At 59.0% G+C, this 14,289-nt stretch carries 16 protein-coding genes; 7 read left to right on the top strand and 9 right to left on the bottom strand.

Features of this window, described 5'->3' with window-relative positions:
- Position 1 precedes the first annotated feature (1 nt).
- Positions 2-805, bottom strand: coding sequence for an alpha/beta hydrolase (locus PspS34_RS06900; RefSeq protein WP_154860788.1), 804 nt, complete (start codon positions 803-805; stop codon positions 2-4).
- Between the two features lie 14 nt (positions 806-819).
- Positions 820-1,743: a LysR family transcriptional regulator gene (locus PspS34_RS06905; RefSeq protein WP_007972479.1), complete on the bottom strand. Its 924-nt coding sequence runs from the start codon at positions 1,741-1,743 to the stop codon at positions 820-822.
- Between the two features lie 49 nt (positions 1,744-1,792).
- Between PspS34_RS06905 and PspS34_RS06910 the strand changes: the two genes are divergently transcribed.
- The 3 genes from PspS34_RS06910 (at position 1,793) to PspS34_RS06920 (ending at position 4,158) form a co-directional block, all read left to right on the top strand.
- Positions 1,793-2,107, top strand: coding sequence for a hypothetical protein (locus PspS34_RS06910; RefSeq protein WP_057715974.1), 315 nt, complete (start codon positions 1,793-1,795; stop codon positions 2,105-2,107).
- A gap of 230 nt (positions 2,108-2,337) precedes the next feature.
- Positions 2,338-2,937 carry an FMN-dependent NADH-azoreductase gene (locus tag PspS34_RS06915; RefSeq protein ID WP_046043697.1) on the top strand — a complete coding sequence of 200 codons (600 nt, stop codon included), beginning with the start codon at positions 2,338-2,340 and terminating at the stop codon, positions 2,935-2,937.
- A 354-nt stretch (positions 2,938-3,291) separates the two neighbouring features.
- Entirely contained in the window at positions 3,292-4,158 is an 867-nt protein-coding gene (locus tag PspS34_RS06920) for a carboxylate/amino acid/amine transporter (protein ID WP_150813367.1), read from the top strand.
- 133 nt (positions 4,159-4,291) lie between these two features.
- Here PspS34_RS06920 and PspS34_RS06925 read toward each other — a convergent pair whose 3' ends face one another.
- Entirely contained in the window at positions 4,292-5,179 is an 888-nt protein-coding gene (locus PspS34_RS06925; protein WP_150813368.1) for a LysR family transcriptional regulator, read from the bottom strand.
- Positions 5,180-5,337: 158 nt separating this feature from the next.
- On the opposite strand from PspS34_RS06925, the gene PspS34_RS06930 reads away from it, so the two are divergent.
- A complete protein-coding gene (locus PspS34_RS06930) occupies positions 5,338-5,982 on the top strand; it encodes a hydrolase (RefSeq protein WP_008018228.1) in 645 nt (214 codons plus the stop codon).
- 148 nt (positions 5,983-6,130) lie between these two features.
- Here the strand turns inward: PspS34_RS06930 and PspS34_RS06935 are convergent, their stop codons facing one another.
- Positions 6,131-7,429: a mechanosensitive ion channel family protein gene (locus PspS34_RS06935; RefSeq protein WP_154860787.1), complete on the bottom strand. Its 1,299-nt coding sequence runs from the start codon at positions 7,427-7,429 to the stop codon at positions 6,131-6,133.
- 192 nt (positions 7,430-7,621) lie between these two features.
- Here PspS34_RS06935 and PspS34_RS06940 point away from each other — a divergent pair, with 192 nt between their 5' ends.
- Positions 7,622-8,962: a DEAD/DEAH box helicase gene (locus PspS34_RS06940; RefSeq protein ID WP_007972492.1), complete on the top strand. Its 1,341-nt coding sequence runs from the start codon at positions 7,622-7,624 to the stop codon at positions 8,960-8,962.
- Positions 8,963-9,024: 62 nt separating this feature from the next.
- Here the strand turns inward: PspS34_RS06940 and PspS34_RS06945 are convergent, their stop codons facing one another.
- Positions 9,025-9,303: a hypothetical protein gene (locus PspS34_RS06945; RefSeq protein ID WP_154860786.1), complete on the bottom strand. Its 279-nt coding sequence runs from the start codon at positions 9,301-9,303 to the stop codon at positions 9,025-9,027.
- A 189-nt stretch (positions 9,304-9,492) separates the two neighbouring features.
- Positions 9,493-10,227 carry a thioredoxin family protein gene (locus PspS34_RS06950; protein ID WP_154860785.1) on the bottom strand — a complete coding sequence of 245 codons (735 nt, stop codon included), beginning with the start codon at positions 10,225-10,227 and terminating at the stop codon, positions 9,493-9,495.
- A 194-nt stretch (positions 10,228-10,421) separates the two neighbouring features.
- Here PspS34_RS06950 and PspS34_RS06955 point away from each other — a divergent pair, with 194 nt between their 5' ends.
- On the top strand, positions 10,422-10,814 hold the full coding sequence (locus tag PspS34_RS06955) for a hypothetical protein (protein ID WP_057715967.1): 393 nt from the start codon (positions 10,422-10,424) through the stop codon (positions 10,812-10,814).
- Positions 10,815-10,936: 122 nt separating this feature from the next.
- On the opposite strand, the gene PspS34_RS06960 is transcribed toward PspS34_RS06955, so the two are convergent.
- The 3 genes from PspS34_RS06960 to PspS34_RS06970 all read right to left on the bottom strand — a co-directional run bounded on the left by PspS34_RS06960 (position 10,937) and on the right by PspS34_RS06970 (position 13,001).
- Positions 10,937-11,806 carry a DUF6279 family lipoprotein gene (locus PspS34_RS06960; RefSeq protein WP_150813372.1) on the bottom strand — a complete coding sequence of 290 codons (870 nt, stop codon included), beginning with the start codon at positions 11,804-11,806 and terminating at the stop codon, positions 10,937-10,939.
- A 77-nt stretch (positions 11,807-11,883) separates the two neighbouring features.
- The gene (locus PspS34_RS06965) at positions 11,884-12,606 is read right to left on the bottom strand and encodes a TorF family putative porin (protein ID WP_150813373.1); all 723 of its coding nucleotides are present in this window, start codon (positions 12,604-12,606) and stop codon (positions 11,884-11,886) included.
- A gap of 206 nt (positions 12,607-12,812) precedes the next feature.
- Positions 12,813-13,001 carry a hypothetical protein gene (locus tag PspS34_RS06970; RefSeq protein ID WP_015096330.1) on the bottom strand — a complete coding sequence of 63 codons (189 nt, stop codon included), beginning with the start codon at positions 12,999-13,001 and terminating at the stop codon, positions 12,813-12,815.
- A gap of 351 nt (positions 13,002-13,352) precedes the next feature.
- Here PspS34_RS06970 and PspS34_RS06975 point away from each other — a divergent pair, with 351 nt between their 5' ends.
- Positions 13,353-14,189 carry a S1-like domain-containing RNA-binding protein gene (locus tag PspS34_RS06975; RefSeq protein WP_056721413.1) on the top strand — a complete coding sequence of 279 codons (837 nt, stop codon included), beginning with the start codon at positions 13,353-13,355 and terminating at the stop codon, positions 14,187-14,189.
- Positions 14,190-14,289: the final 100 nt, after the last annotated feature.

Raw genomic sequence — 14,289 nt, forward strand, 5'->3', positions numbered from 1 at the left:
GTCAGTGATCCTGAGTGGTGGTGTCGACTGCGGTCAGAAACTCCAGCAGCGCCTGGTTGAAGTGTTCCGGCTGGTCCAGCGGCGTGGCGTGGCGTGAATCGGCGATCACCACCAGCCGCGCGTCGGGCAGCAGTTTTACGTAGTTTTCCTTCAGCGCCACCGGTGTGTAGTCACGGTCGGCGCTGACGATGAGGGTTGGACAGGTGACCTTCGAAAGTCGTTCCTGGACTCCCCAGCCGACAATGGCATTGAAGCTGGCGAGATAAGCATGTTTGTCGTTTTTTGCCCAGCGTTCGGCCATTTTTTGTCGCAAATCGGCCTGCTCGGGTTTGGGGAACAGCTTGCCGCCCAGTGCCTTGCCAATGGTGCGCAGGCTGAGTGCGTGCATCAGGCTCCAGCGCTTGAGCCACTGCCAGTAGTCATCGCGGCTGCGCAACTTGACCTCGGGCGCGCTGTTGACGATGCACAGGCTCTTGAGCAGTTGCGGCTGATCCACGCCCAGCTGGAAGCCGATCATGCCGCCCATGGACAGGCCGACATAGTGTGCCGGACCGAGATTGAGGTGTTCGATCAGTGCAATCAGGTCAGCGCTGAATCCGGCGATGCTGTAGCGCTCCCGGGGCTTGTCCGAACGGCCGTGACCACGCACATCCGGGACGATCACCCGGTAGCGGGTGGCAAGTGCCGGGATCTGTTTTTCCCAGTCCAGGGTGCTGGAGCCGAGGCCGTGGACCAGCAGCAGCGGCGTGCCGTGACCATATTCCTCATAGTGCAGGTTGCAACCTTCGTGTTCGAAATAGGCCATGCATACACTCCGTGTCAGGCTTGTTCGGGGGCGGCGAACGGTGCGTCCAGTGGTGCGGTGTCAAACGTACGCAGCAGTTCGATGAGAATCTGCGTGGCCGGTCCCAGCGGTTTGTCCTTGTTCGAATACAGGTAAAAGCTCGGGTTACGGCTGCCGCCCTGATCCAACGGTAGCAGCTTGAGCGTACCTTCCTTGAGTTCCCGTTCGATCAAGTGCCGGGGCAGCCAGGCAAACCCCAGACCGCTGCTGACGAACGTCGCGGCGGTGGCCAGGCTGCCGACGGTCCAGCGCTGTTCGGCACCGAGCCAGCCGACGTCCCGTGGTTGCTGGCGGCCCGAGTCGCGGATCACCACTTGCATCTGGCTTTCCAGGTCCTGGAAGCTCAGTTCGCGGTTGAGCCGGTGCAGGGGATGCTCCGGGTGGGCGACAGCGACGAACTCGACGTCACTCAATTCCGCGCCCAGGTAACCGGGAATACTGAAACCCGTGATGGCCAGGTCGGCCACGCCTTCGAGCAGGACTTCCTCCACACCCGACAGCACTTCCTCGCGCAGGCGCACCCGGCAGCCACGGCTTTGCGGCATGAACGCGGTCAAGGCGCGGACGAGGCGGGCACTCGGGTAGGCAGCGTCGACCACCAGGCGCACTTCGGCTTCCCAGCCCTGCTCCATGTGATGGGCCAGGTCTTCGAGTTGACTGGCCTGTTTCACCAGTTGCCGGGAGCGGCGCAACAGCACGCCGCCGGCTTCGGTCAGCACGGCTTTGCGCCCGTCGATGCGCAGCAAGGGTACGCCGAGCTGATCCTGCATGCGGGCCACGGTGTAGCTGACTGACGATTGCGAGCGATGCAGCGCCTCGGCGGCTTGGGCGAAACCACCGTGATCGACCACGGCCTGCAGCGTTCGCCATTGATCGAGGGTCACGCGGGGCGCTTTCATGTTGAACTCCTCTTGTCCTAAGCTGGCAGCCCTAATTGGAGGCTGCTGAATGAAAAAATTCTGTTGTGTGCTGCTGGCGCTGCTGCCGCTGACGGCGATGGCTTACCCGATCGATGTGAAAAAAGACCTCAACGGCATGAAGATCGATTACCAGACCTACGACACGGATAACGACATCGGCTCCATCCAGGTGGCCAACTACGGCGATGTCGATGCGAGCTGCAAGGTCGTTTTCATCAATGGCCCGGAAGCACCGCGTACCCGCAAGATCGATGTACCGGCCGGCAAGCACAAAAATGCAACCGCCAAATTCACCCGCAGCATCATCAAGCTGCGCATCGAGCTGACCTGCACCCCGAAATGAACTCAACCCCCTGTGGGAGCGGGCTTGCTCGCGAAGGCGGTGTGTCATTCAACGTTGCTGTCGACTGACAGGGCCTATTCGCGAGCAAGCCCGCTCCCACAGGAGCATGGTTTGCTTATAAACGAATTTATTGATGGGTTATAGCAGTTATTTGCGCTTTTTCATCGATATGACTCTGTTTAACCTTCACTCCATCGACCTACAGCATTCTCAGATGGAGGCTACATCCCATGTCCCGCGTTCTGATCATCGAAAGCAGTGCCCGTCAGCAAGACTCGGTTTCCCGCCAACTGACCCAGACGTTCATCAGCCAGTGGAAAGCCGCTCACCCGAATGACCAGATCACCGTCCGGGACCTGGCCGTCAAGCCGGTGCCGCATCTGGACATCAACCTGCTGGGTGGCTGGATGAAACCCGCCGAGCAGCGCAGCGACATCGAACAGGCGTCCCTGGAACGCTCCAACCAGTTGACCGATGAATTGCTCGCCGCCGATGTGCTGGTCATGGCCGCGCCCATGTACAACTTTGCGATCCCCAGCACCCTGAAAGCCTGGCTCGACCATGTACTGCGTGCCGGTGTGACCTTCAAGTACACCGAAACCGGTCCCCAAGGCCTGCTCAGTGGTAAGCGTGCGTATGTGTTGACGGCTCGCGGCGGCATCTATGCCGGTAGCACTGCCGATCACCAGGAACCGTACCTGCGCCAGGTCATGGGTTTCATCGGCATCCACGACGTGACGTTCATCCACGCCGAAGGCATGAACCTGGGTGGCGACTTCCAGGAGAAAGGCCTGAACCAGGCGAACGCCAAGCTTTCGCAAGTGGCCTGACCAGTTAATCGCCAGATAATCGCTGGATGGTCTAGTGACCTGGCGCAACCCTTCAAGCCTGTACGCGCATCGAACCTCCCTTCGCACTTGTTGCTCCTGAGTGCTCTGGCCCGATTGAACGCTTTAGCGAGATCGGGCTTTTTTTTGCCTGCGATTTAACCAACACCGACAACCCCCTGTGGGAGCGGGCTTGCTCGCGAAAGCGTCGTGTCAGTCGATACCATTGTTGCCTGACACACCGCTTTCGCGAGCAAGCCCGCTCCCACAAGGTTTTGCGTGTTTTCCGACAGGTCTTGGGGATCGCGATTCAAGGCAAAACCCGTTATCGTCGCCGCCATTCGAAATGAGGCGAGCATGGGCTATCTACTTTTTGTCACGCTGATCCAGGCGTTTTCCTTCAGTTTGATCGGCGAATACCTGGCCGGTCATGTCGACAGTTATTTCGCCGTGTTGGTACGCGTGCTGCTGGCAGGGCTGGTGTTCATCCCGCTGACCCGCTGGCGCTCGGTAGAGCCGGCATTCATGCGTGGCATGCTATTGATCGGCGCGTTGCAGTTCGGCGTGACCTACGTCTGCCTGTACCTGAGCTTTCGCGTACTGACGGTGCCGGAAGTGTTGCTGTTCACGATCCTCACGCCGCTGCACGTGACCCTGATTGAAGATGCGCTCAATCGTCGCTTCAACCCCTGGGCCCTGGTCGCGGCGCTGGTGGCGGTGGCGGGGGCGGCGGTGATTCGCCTTGACCGGATCAACCCGGACTTCTTCATGGGGTTCATGTTGCTGCAACTGGCCAACTTCACCTACGCCGCCGGGCAGGTGCTCTATAAACATCTGGTCGCGCGCCACCCGAGCGATCTGCCGCATTACCGGCGTTTCGGCTTCTTCTACCTCGGCGCACTGGCCGTGGCGCTACCGGCGTTCCTATTGTTCGGCAAACAGAACTTCCTGCCCGAAGCACCGTTGCAATGGGGCGTGCTGCTGTTCCTCGGCCTGGTCTCGACCGCTTTGGGGCTCTACTGGTGGAACAAGGGTGCGTGCCTGGTCAACGGCGGGACCCTGGCGGTGATGAACAACCTGCATGTGCCGGTGGGGTTGCTGATCAACCTGCTGATCTGGAACCAGCATGAAGAACTGGGGCGGTTGTTGCTCGGCGGTTCGGTGATATTGCTGGCGGTGTGGATCAGTCGGTTGGGTATACGCAAGCCTTTGGCCGTTCACTAAACTCCGGGTATCCCGATAAACCTGTAGGAGCGAGCCTGCTCGCGATAACGGAGTGTCAGTCGACAATGATGTTGCCTGATCCACCGCTATCGCGAGCAAGCTCGCTCCCACAGGAAATTGTGTGATCTGAAAATCACTTCGGCGCCAGTTGTCCTACCAGAAACTCGATAAACGCCCGGGTCTTCTGCGGCACCCGCCGTGCCGACGAATACACCGCATTGATGGTGATCGCCGGAGCCTGCCATTCACACAACACTGGCACCAGTCGCCCGGCCGCCAGCGCATCCTCGACGATGAAGTCGGGCAGCAGGGCGATGCCCATGCCGGCTTCGGCGGCCTGGGCGAGCAGGTCGCCATTGTTGGCGTGCAGTGGGCCGGTGACGTTCACCCGCTGGGTTTCCTTGCCATTGCACAGTTGCAGGCTGACACCGCTCTGCAGATACCCGTAGTTCAGGCATTGATGGGCGCGCAGGTCCTGCGGAGTCCGCGGAATGCCCGCGCGCTCGAGATAAGCCGGGGATGCCACCATGATGCGCGGCGCGGGTGCCAGTTGCCGGGCAATCATCGTCGAGTCGGGCATGCTGGCGATGCGGATGGTCACGTCAAATCCACCCCGCACGGGATCGACTTGCTGGTCGCTGAGCACCAGTTGCAGTTCGATGTTCGGGTTCTGCTCATGAAACAGCGGAATCAACGGCCCCAGCCGCCGAAGACCGAACGACATCGGCGCATTGACCCGCAACACACCGCGTAACTCGCCGATGCCGTCACGGGCGCGTTGCTCGGCCTCGTCCAGTGCCGCCAACACTTCCCGTGCTGCATCGAAATATTCGGCTCCGGCCTCGGTCAGGTGCAGGCTGCGAGTGGTGCGTTGCAGCAATTGCACACCGATAGCTTCTTCCAGCGCCTGAATCTGTTTGCTGACTTTCGAGCGCGGCACGTCCATGGCCCGGGCGGCTGCGGCGAAGCCGTTCTCGCCAACCGTGACGACGAAGGCGCGCATGCATTCGATGCGATCCATATTGTCCCTTTTTTGGAATCAATGATTCTCGATTTTAGGTAATTGTCCCTTTTATGACTAGCTCCTAAAGTGACATCCAAGCCGACAACAACGCCGCAGAAGGCAACGTCGACTAACCCCTTACCCATTCGAAGTATCGACATCAAAAGGAACGCGCCATGTCTATTCGTGAACTGCTCAACCCAACCAACTCTGCCCTGATCCTGATCGACCACCAGCCGCAAATGGCGTTCGGCGTTCAGTCCATCGATCGCCAGACCCTGAAGAACAACACCGTGGGCCTGGCCAAGGCGGCGAAGATCTTCAACGTGCCGACCATCTACACCTCGGTCGAAACCGAAAGCTTCAGCGGTTACATCTGGCCCGAATTGCTGGCTGTGCACCCGGATCAAAAGCCGATCGAGCGTACTTCGATGAACTCCTGGGAAGACAAGGCATTGGTAGACGCGGTGAAAGCCACCGGTCGCAAGAAGCTGATCATTGCCGCGCTGTGGACCGAGGTCTGCCTGACCTTCCCGGCACTGGAAGCCCTGGCTGAAGGCTACGAGGTGTACATCGTCACCGACGCCTCCGGCGGCACCAGCAAGGAAGCCCACGACATGTCGGTGCAACGGATGATTCAGGCCGGCGCGGTGCCGGTGACCTGGCAGCAAGTGTTGCTCGAATACCAGCGTGACTGGGCGCACAAGGATACTTACGAGGCAGTGATGGAACTGGTGCTGGAGCACAGCGGCGCGTACGGCATGGGCGTGGATTACGCCTACACCATGGTGCACAAGGCACCGCAGCGGCAGGTCAAGTAACCCGCAAATTCTGAAAACGATGTAACCCCTGTGGGAGCGGGCTTGCTCGCGAAAACGGAGTGTCAATCGACATCAATGTTGAATGACCCACCGCATTCGTCGGAACGCCGCCCGGAGCAAGCCCGCTCCCACATTTGTTTTTGTAGTGTTACATCACGCGTTTTTCGGCTTCGGGAATGTGACTTGCACCCAGCACTGCCGGCAGCAGCCCGGCACGCAAATCCGTACCGCTCGGCTGCTGATAAAGGCTCAACCCGAATTCCGGCAGCACCGCCAGCAGGTAGTCGAAAATATCCCCCTGAATCCGCTCGTAGTCGGCCCACGCCGTGGTGCGGGTGAAGCAATAGATTTCCAGCGGAATACCCTGGGCCGTGGTCTGCATCTGGCGCACCATGCAGGTCATGTTCGGCTGGATCTCCGGGTGACTCTTCAGGTAGGCCAGCGCATAGGCGCGGAACGTGCCGATATTGGTCATCCGCCGGCGGTTGGCGGACATGGCCGCGACGTTGCCCTGGGCTTCGTTCCAGGCCTTGAGCTCGGCCTGTTTGCGGGTCATGTAGTCGGTGAGCAAGTGCACCTGGGACAGTTTCAGCTCCTCGTCGTCACGCAGAAAGCGTACGCCGCTGGCATCGATGAACAGGCTGCGCTTGATCCGGCGGCCGCCGGAAGCCTGCATGCCGCGCCAGTTCTTGAACGACTCGGACATCAGGCGCCAGGTCGGGATCGAGACGATGGTCTTGTCGAAGTTCTGCACCTTGACCGTGTGCAAGGTGATGTCCACCACATCGCCATCGGCGCCCACCTGGGGCATCTCGATCCAGTCGCCGACCCGCAGCATGTCGTTGCTGGTCAATTGCACGCTGGCGACGAACGATAGCAGCGTGTCCTTGTAGACCAACAGAATCACCGCCGACATGGCACCCAGGCCCGACAGCAGCAACAGCGGCGAGCGGTCGATCAGCGTAGCGACGATGATGATCGCGCCAAACACGTACAACACCAAATTCGCCAGTTGCACATAGCCCTTGATCGAGCGGGTGCGGGCGTGTTCGGTGCGGGCGTAGATATCCAGCAGGGCATTGAGCAGGGCGCTGACCGCCAGCAGCAGAAACAGGAAGGTGAAGGACAGCGCGACATTGCCGAGGAAATTCAGGCCGGTTTTGCTCAGGTCCGGCACCAGATTGAGGCCGAACTGGATCACCAGCGAAGGCGTGATCTGGGCCAGGCGATGGAACACCTTGTTCTGTAGAAAATCATTGACCCAGTGCAGGGGCGGCTGGCGACTGAGCATTTTTGCCGCGTGCAGAATGAGGTAGCGCGCCACCCGTCCGAGGAACAGCGCAATTGCCAGCAGCAGCAACAGCGACAGGCTGGAGTGCACGAGCGGGTGCTGGTCGAGGGCACCCCAAAGGTCCAGGACGTTGGTCCAGAGCTGTTTGATATCCATGGTCGAAAACGATTCTTCTGTAAGGCGCGAGAGGGGATTAGAGCATTTAAGACGCTTTGTATTACGTTTCGGGAAAAATCAGGCAACAAAAAACCAACTGTTTACCGCCATTTGTATAAAGAAACTCGGCCTGAGCGCTCGAAACCGTTACCCTATGCAGCTGTTTTTTTGCATTTCTTCGAGGTAGCACCCGTGTTTTCCCAATTCGCCCTGCACGAACGCCTGCTCAAAGCCGTGGCCGAGCTGAAATTTGTCGAGCCAACGCCTGTGCAAGCCGCGGCCATCCCGCTGGCGCTCCAGGGGCGTGACCTGCGGGTGACGGCGCAAACCGGTAGCGGCAAAACCGCTGCATTCGTTTTGCCGATCCTCAACCGTCTGATCGGCCCGGCGAAAATCCGCGTCAGCATCAAGACCCTGATCCTGCTGCCGACCCGCGAACTGGCCCAGCAGACCTTGAAAGAAGTTGAACGCTTCTCGCAGTTCACCTTCATCAAGTCCGGCCTGATCACCGGCGGTGAAGACTTCAAGGTCCAGGCCGCGATGTTGCGCAAGGTGCCGGACATCCTGATCGGTACGCCAGGCCGGATGATCGAACAGTTGAACGCCGGCAACCTCGACTTGAAAGAAGTTGAAGTCCTGGTGCTCGACGAAGCCGACCGCATGCTCGACATGGGCTTCGCCGAAGACGTTCAGCGTCTGGTGGACGAGTGCACCAACCGTCAGCAGACCATGCTGTTCTCTGCCACCACCGGTGGTTCGGGCCTGCGCGAGATGATCGCCAAAGTCCTGAACAACCCTGAGCACTTGCAGCTCAATGCGGTCAGCCAGCTGAACGACACCACCCGCCAGCAGATCATCACCGCTGACCACAACCAGCACAAAGAACAGATCGTCAACTGGCTGCTGGCCAACGAGACCTACCAGAAGGCCATCGTCTTCACCAATACCCGGGCCATGGCCGACCGTATCTACGGCCGCCTGGTGGCGCAGGAATACAAAGCGTTCGTGCTGCACGGCGAGAAAGACCAGAAGGATCGCAAACTGGCGATCGACCGCCTTAAGCAGGGCGGCGTGAAAATCCTCGTGGCCACCGACGTCGCCGCTCGCGGTCTGGACGTAGATGGCCTGGACCTGGTGATCAACTTCGACATGCCGCGCAGCGGCGACGAATACGTGCACCGTATCGGTCGTACCGGTCGCGCCGGTAACGATGGCCTGGCGATTTCACTGATCTGCCATGGCGACTGGAACCTGATGTCGAGCATCGAACGCTACCTCAAGCAGAGCTTCGAGCGCCGCACCATCAAGGAAGTCAAGGGCACCTACGGCGGACCGAAAAAGGTCAAGGCCTCGGGCAAGGCCGTCGGCGTGAAGAAGAAAAAGACCGACGCCAAGGGTGACAAGAAGAAAACTGCCGCCAAGACCCCGACCAAGCGCAAGAGCGCGAACCGGCCGAAGAGCGATTCCCTGGTCAGCAAGGACGGCATGGCCCCGCTCAAGCGCCGCAAGCCGGAAGCGCCAGCGGCTGAGTAAATCGTTGCAAGCGACCCATAAAAAACCCGGACACTGTCCGGGTTTTTTATGTCTGATGATTATCAACTCTCGGTTTTCTTTTCTGCCGAGTCCAACTCCTTCAAGCGCTGATCGATTAACTGACACTTGTCCGGCAGGTCCTTGGCGGCAGTGCCCAGGTCCATTTTCTGCAACTCGTCGTTGATCTCCTTGGCCTTGGTCGGGTTCTGCTCGGTGAGCCTGGCCACTTCCCGGGCCAGTTGTTCGCGTTTGGCGGTGGCTTCCTCGAGGGTGCAGGCCCAGGCAGGCAGGGCACAGGTGAGGGTAGCGGCGAGAGTGAGCTTCTTCAGCAGTGGTTTCATGGGGGGCGGGCCTCAGCTCCGGTCAAGGCGGGTTATTCGGTTGAGCGTTGGCCCCTGGGGAAAGTTCAGCCTGTGATATTTGCGTTGGTTGTCAGCGCCTTTTCGCGGGCAAGCCCACGGGTTTTGTGAACACCGCAGAAACTGTGGGAGCGTGGCTTGCCCGCGAAGGCCGCGCCTCGGTGTCTGGGGTTAACCACCATGACAGCAGCTCGACTTCTCCTGTTCCTCATATTTGTCGTGATGCCGCACCCACTCCATGATTTCGTCTTCGTTGCGACCCTTGGGCGTCAGGTCCAGGTAGTTGTAGGCGCCGACCAGCATGTCCAGGCCCCGGGCATAGGTGGAGTAGGTATGGAAAATTTCGCCGGCGTCATTGCGATAAAACACGCTGAGACCGGGGAGTTCCTCCTCGGCGCCGTCGGTTTTTTCGTAGTTGTATGTAGCCTTTCCGGCGGCGACGTCTTCGGCTCGGGCGGTGACGCCAAAGTCGTAGTTGAAATCGCAGCCTTCGGACGACACCCAGTCGAACTTCCAGCCCATGCGCCGTTTGAACGCCTGGAATTCGGCGAACGGTGCGTGGGAAACCGCTACCACGGCCACGTCATGGTGGGCCAGGTGCTGGTTGGCGCCGTCGATGTGATCGCTCAGGTACGAGCAACCGGGGCAGCCCTCATCCCAGCCCTCGGCGAACATGAAGTGGTAGATGACCAACTGGCTGCGCCCCCCGAACAGGTCCGCCAGTTTCAGTTCGCCGTCGGGTCCCTGGAAGTGGTAGTCCTTGTCGACTTTCACCCAGGGCAGGGCACGGCGTTCGGCGCTGAGTCTGTCCCTTTCCCTGGTGAAGGCTTTTTCGTGGGCCAGGTGCTCTTTGCGGGCGGCGACCCATTCTTCCCGCGATACGACGGGATGGTTCTGAATGTTCATGTTGTTTTCTCCTGCGTGGGGCGGGGAGGTGACTTACACAGCCTAGTCGTTTGGCTTGCATGGATTTCGACATGCCGCCGGTCGGTCGTCTGCAAACGCCCGGCTGAACGGTGGCCGGGCGTACCGGTCACAACCTGTAAGGCCCGTTCAATTGCACGGGCATCAATCGAACGGACACCGGAGGTTGAATCAGGATGACGACTTACAACTGGGACTTGATTGAGCGCTTGCTGCATGAAGTGCAAAACAGCGCGGGCCACAGCTTCACGCCGCGGCCTTACGCCGAACAGCATGCCGCGCAGAAGGCTGCGGAAGGCGAGCCGATTGAAAATCTTGATCACTTGAAAACGGTGGCTGGAGAGTACGAAAAGTTACTGTTGGCGCGTGGCTATATCGCGCCGCGACCTGAAGACGAAGGTGGCACGGGCACCAATTACATTCTGACGGCGCGGGGTTCGCGTTTGTTGAGCCTGATCGACAGCAGTATTCCCGGCAATGATCACCCGCGGCAGGTCCTGGACGAGCAGGCGGATGCGCTGGATGAGATGACGTTCGATGAGGTAGCGTCGAAAGCGCAGATTGCCTGATGTTGTGTGATCCCCTGTGGGAGCGAGCCTGCTCGCGATAGCGATTTCAGCTTCAGTATTGATGTTGACTGACGCACCGCAATCGCGAGCAGGCTCGCTCCTACATGCGACTTGTGTTGCAGTCAGTCCTGTTTCGCCGCTTTCAGGCACTTCAAGTCGTTGAAGTCCTTCCTCACACCTTCAATTTTCTTCAGCAACCGTGCGCGCTGGTTCGGCGTGCTTTCAGCCATCAGATCCACGAACAGTGAACGCGCCTGGGCTTCGGTGTTGGTAAAGGCCTGTCGATAGGCAGGTGTCCACAACTTCTCGCGATTGACCAGAAGTGTCTCGATTCGTTGTGGGAATTGTGGACTCTGGCGTTGGGCAACGGCCGCGCTGAACTGCTTCTGCCAATGGACCCGGTTGGCAAGCCACTGGGTGTTCTGATCGCCCAGGGCGCTGGACCATGTGGCTACCCGCTGTTGCTGGGTGGTGCTCAGTGGCCCGAGCCAGTCATTCAGGCGCTTCTCCATGCGGGCGCTGCGCTCCTTGATCTGCTGGTCGAGGGAGGGTTTGAGGTATTCCTCCTGGCGTTTGCGCCGGTCCTTGGCGAAGGCGTCGTTCATTTCGGCGACTTGCTTGTCATCCAGCCTTTGCAGCAACTCGATGGCCGACGGGGTGATTTCTCGCGCGGTCTCTGCGATCGCCTGTTCGGCTTCGTGGGCGCGGGCCTGCAAGGCGGCATCGGTGACCTGGTTGGTAGCGACCATGGTTTGCAGGCGGTCCAGCCAGTCGAGATAGCCGGGCAGTTGGGTGGTGCAGTGCCAGCTCAGGTGTTCTTTCAGGCGCTCGTCCAGCCAGATTTTTTGCTCGCCGTTCATGTCCAGGTAGTCGCTGAGCGTCCAGGGGATGATCACATCGAGATTGCGGTAGGCCAGGCCCACGCGGCTGCACGCGCCGAGGGCGAGGGTAACGGTCAACACAACGGCGAAATGTTTGAACCAGCGGGACATGGGCGATTCCTTGCGAAAGCCAGTCTTCGGGGTCTGATTCTCATGTGAACCCGGGAGGAGCCCGGCAGTTCAGCCGATCAATAGAACGCGCGTTCGGCCTTGAGCGTCACCAGCCCGTCGCACTGGCTGTTGTGCCCGGCATAGGCCGAGCAACCGCTGCCGTTCAGGCTGGAGTCACTGTAGATCAGGTCAAGGTCGATGCCCATGAACGGGCGGGACAATTTCAGCGACCAATCGGTAAAACTGCCTACATACCCGCCATCCACCGCCACTGGCGTATTGAATTGGTGGGTGGTGTATTTCAGGCTGATGCCGACACCGAACGGTTGATTGCCGCTCAAGTCAGCGAACAGGGTGTTGTTCTGTTTGTCCGGGTCATTGCTGAAGGCGATGCCGAAACGGCTGCCGAGCAAGGTCAGGCCGCCGAACAGTTCCTGGCTGTCAGGGGTCGTGACTTCGGGGTAGCTGTAGCGGATCAGGCCCACTTCGTAGCCGAGGGTTTGGTCGAAGGGTTGTTTAAAACCCATGTAGGAGTCGATCTCGAGGTCTTTCCCTGGGCTGATGCCCATGCTGGGCGACCATTGGCCCACGTAGAAACCGCTGTCGTGGCTCAGGTCCAGGCCACCGTGGAACGAGCCGACGGTCGAGGGTTTGACCAGGCCCTGGGCCATGCTGCGGGTGGGGGTGGTGCCAAGCTTGAGGTCGAAGCCCCCCAGCTCACGCTGAAAGATTTGTGCCTGTGCCACGGAGCATGCCAGCAGGCTGCCGAGCAATGCCGAAAGGTAGAAAGATTTGAGCATGCGTCACTCCATGAACTGCGAGGGCAGGCTGGTGAACCCGCTGAAACGCTTGATCCAGACATGTGCAAGGATACCGACGAATAATCGGCAATGAAGGCCGTTCGTCGATTTCTACGGGATTTGAGGGAGTGCCGGAGGAGTAACGAGGGTTCCAGTCCAAGCGCTTCGAAGCTCAAAGCGCTTTGGGACCAGGTGACGCGAGGGGATTACTTTTTGCCCAGGGTGATCTGCTTGGACGGGCCGAACGTCTGGCCGCTGACGCCTTTGGCAATTTGCTGGATTTCACCGCCGGACTTGAGGAACGCAGCGATCTGGCTGTTGATCGATTCGCTGGTTTCGACGGCTGGAGCTGGCTTTGCTTTGCTGGTGGATGCTTTTACGCGCATGGCGGCCATTAACCTGTAGAAAATTAACTTGGCCAGGCATCGTACAGGAATTGCCTGATAATTGCTTGGCAAATATCCCCTTGGCATATTCGTGAGCACGGGGTAATTGGTCCCCGGCCAATATTCGAAATATGCACCTAAGCCGCTGTTTTAACTAATAACATTGCCTGGAAAAATACCGCGTCACGCTTGCCTGGGCATGGCGTAAATGCCCGGAACGGCCTGACGAGCGGACGAGGTGCGTTGAAAACCCGGGAAAATTAAGGGCTTCAGGGAGATTTTCTCGCGCCACCGGGCCGGCTGCCGAACGCGGCGCTTAAAACCGGGTAGAATGCCGCCCACGCAATGAGGGTATTGGACATGGCTTTAGTCGGGCGTTACAACAGTTTGCAAGTGGTTAAACACACTAACTTCGGTTTATATCTGGACGGTGGCGCGGATGGCGAAATCCTTCTGCCTAATCGTTATATTCCAAAAGATATTCCTACCGAAGATGAAGACTGGCTCAACGTTTTTATTTATCTGGACAGCGATGACAAACTCATCGCAACTACTGAAAAACCGAAAGTTCAAGTCGGTGAATTCGCCAGTTTGAAAGTTGTTGAAGTCAACAGCATCGGCGTATTCCTGGACTGGGGGTTGCCGAAAGACCTGTTGCTGCCGTTCTCCGAAGAGAAGCGCCAGATGACAGCGGGCGAGTATGTGGTGGTGCACGTCTATCTCGACAAGCACACCCGTCGCATTACCGCGACCGCGCGCCTGGACCGCTACCTGGACAAGACCCCGGCCAACTACACCGCGGGCCAGGAAGTGGATCTGCTGGTGGCCGAAGCCACGGACATGGGCTTCAAGGCCATCATCAACAACAAGCATTGGGGCCTGATCCACAAGAACGAAATCTTCAAGTTCATGCGCGCCGGTAAAGAAGAAAAGGGCTTCATCAAGGAAGTTCGCGCCGACGGCAAGATCAGCCTGAGCCTGCAACCGGTCGGCCAGGAAGCGGCCACCAGCCTGAACTCGAAGATCCTCGCCAAGTTGCGCGAAAACAACGGCAGCCTGGCGGTGAGCGACAAGAGCGATCCGGCGTTGATCAGCAGTCTGTTCGGTGTCAGCAAGGGCAACTTCAAGAAGGCCATCGGTGCGTTGTACAAGAACGGCCAGATTGTCATTCATGCCGATCGCATCGAACTCAGTTGATGCGCTGACAAGACAGAGGGCCGGGATGGCGCAAGCAGAGAAGTAGAGGTCTCTGGCAGGCGGCATTTTCTGGCCTTCTGGTTAATAATCGACAACATGA

The sequence above is a fragment of the Pseudomonas sp. S34 genome (assembly GCF_009866745.1).
Lineage (GTDB): Bacteria > Pseudomonadota > Gammaproteobacteria > Pseudomonadales > Pseudomonadaceae > Aquipseudomonas > Aquipseudomonas jessenii.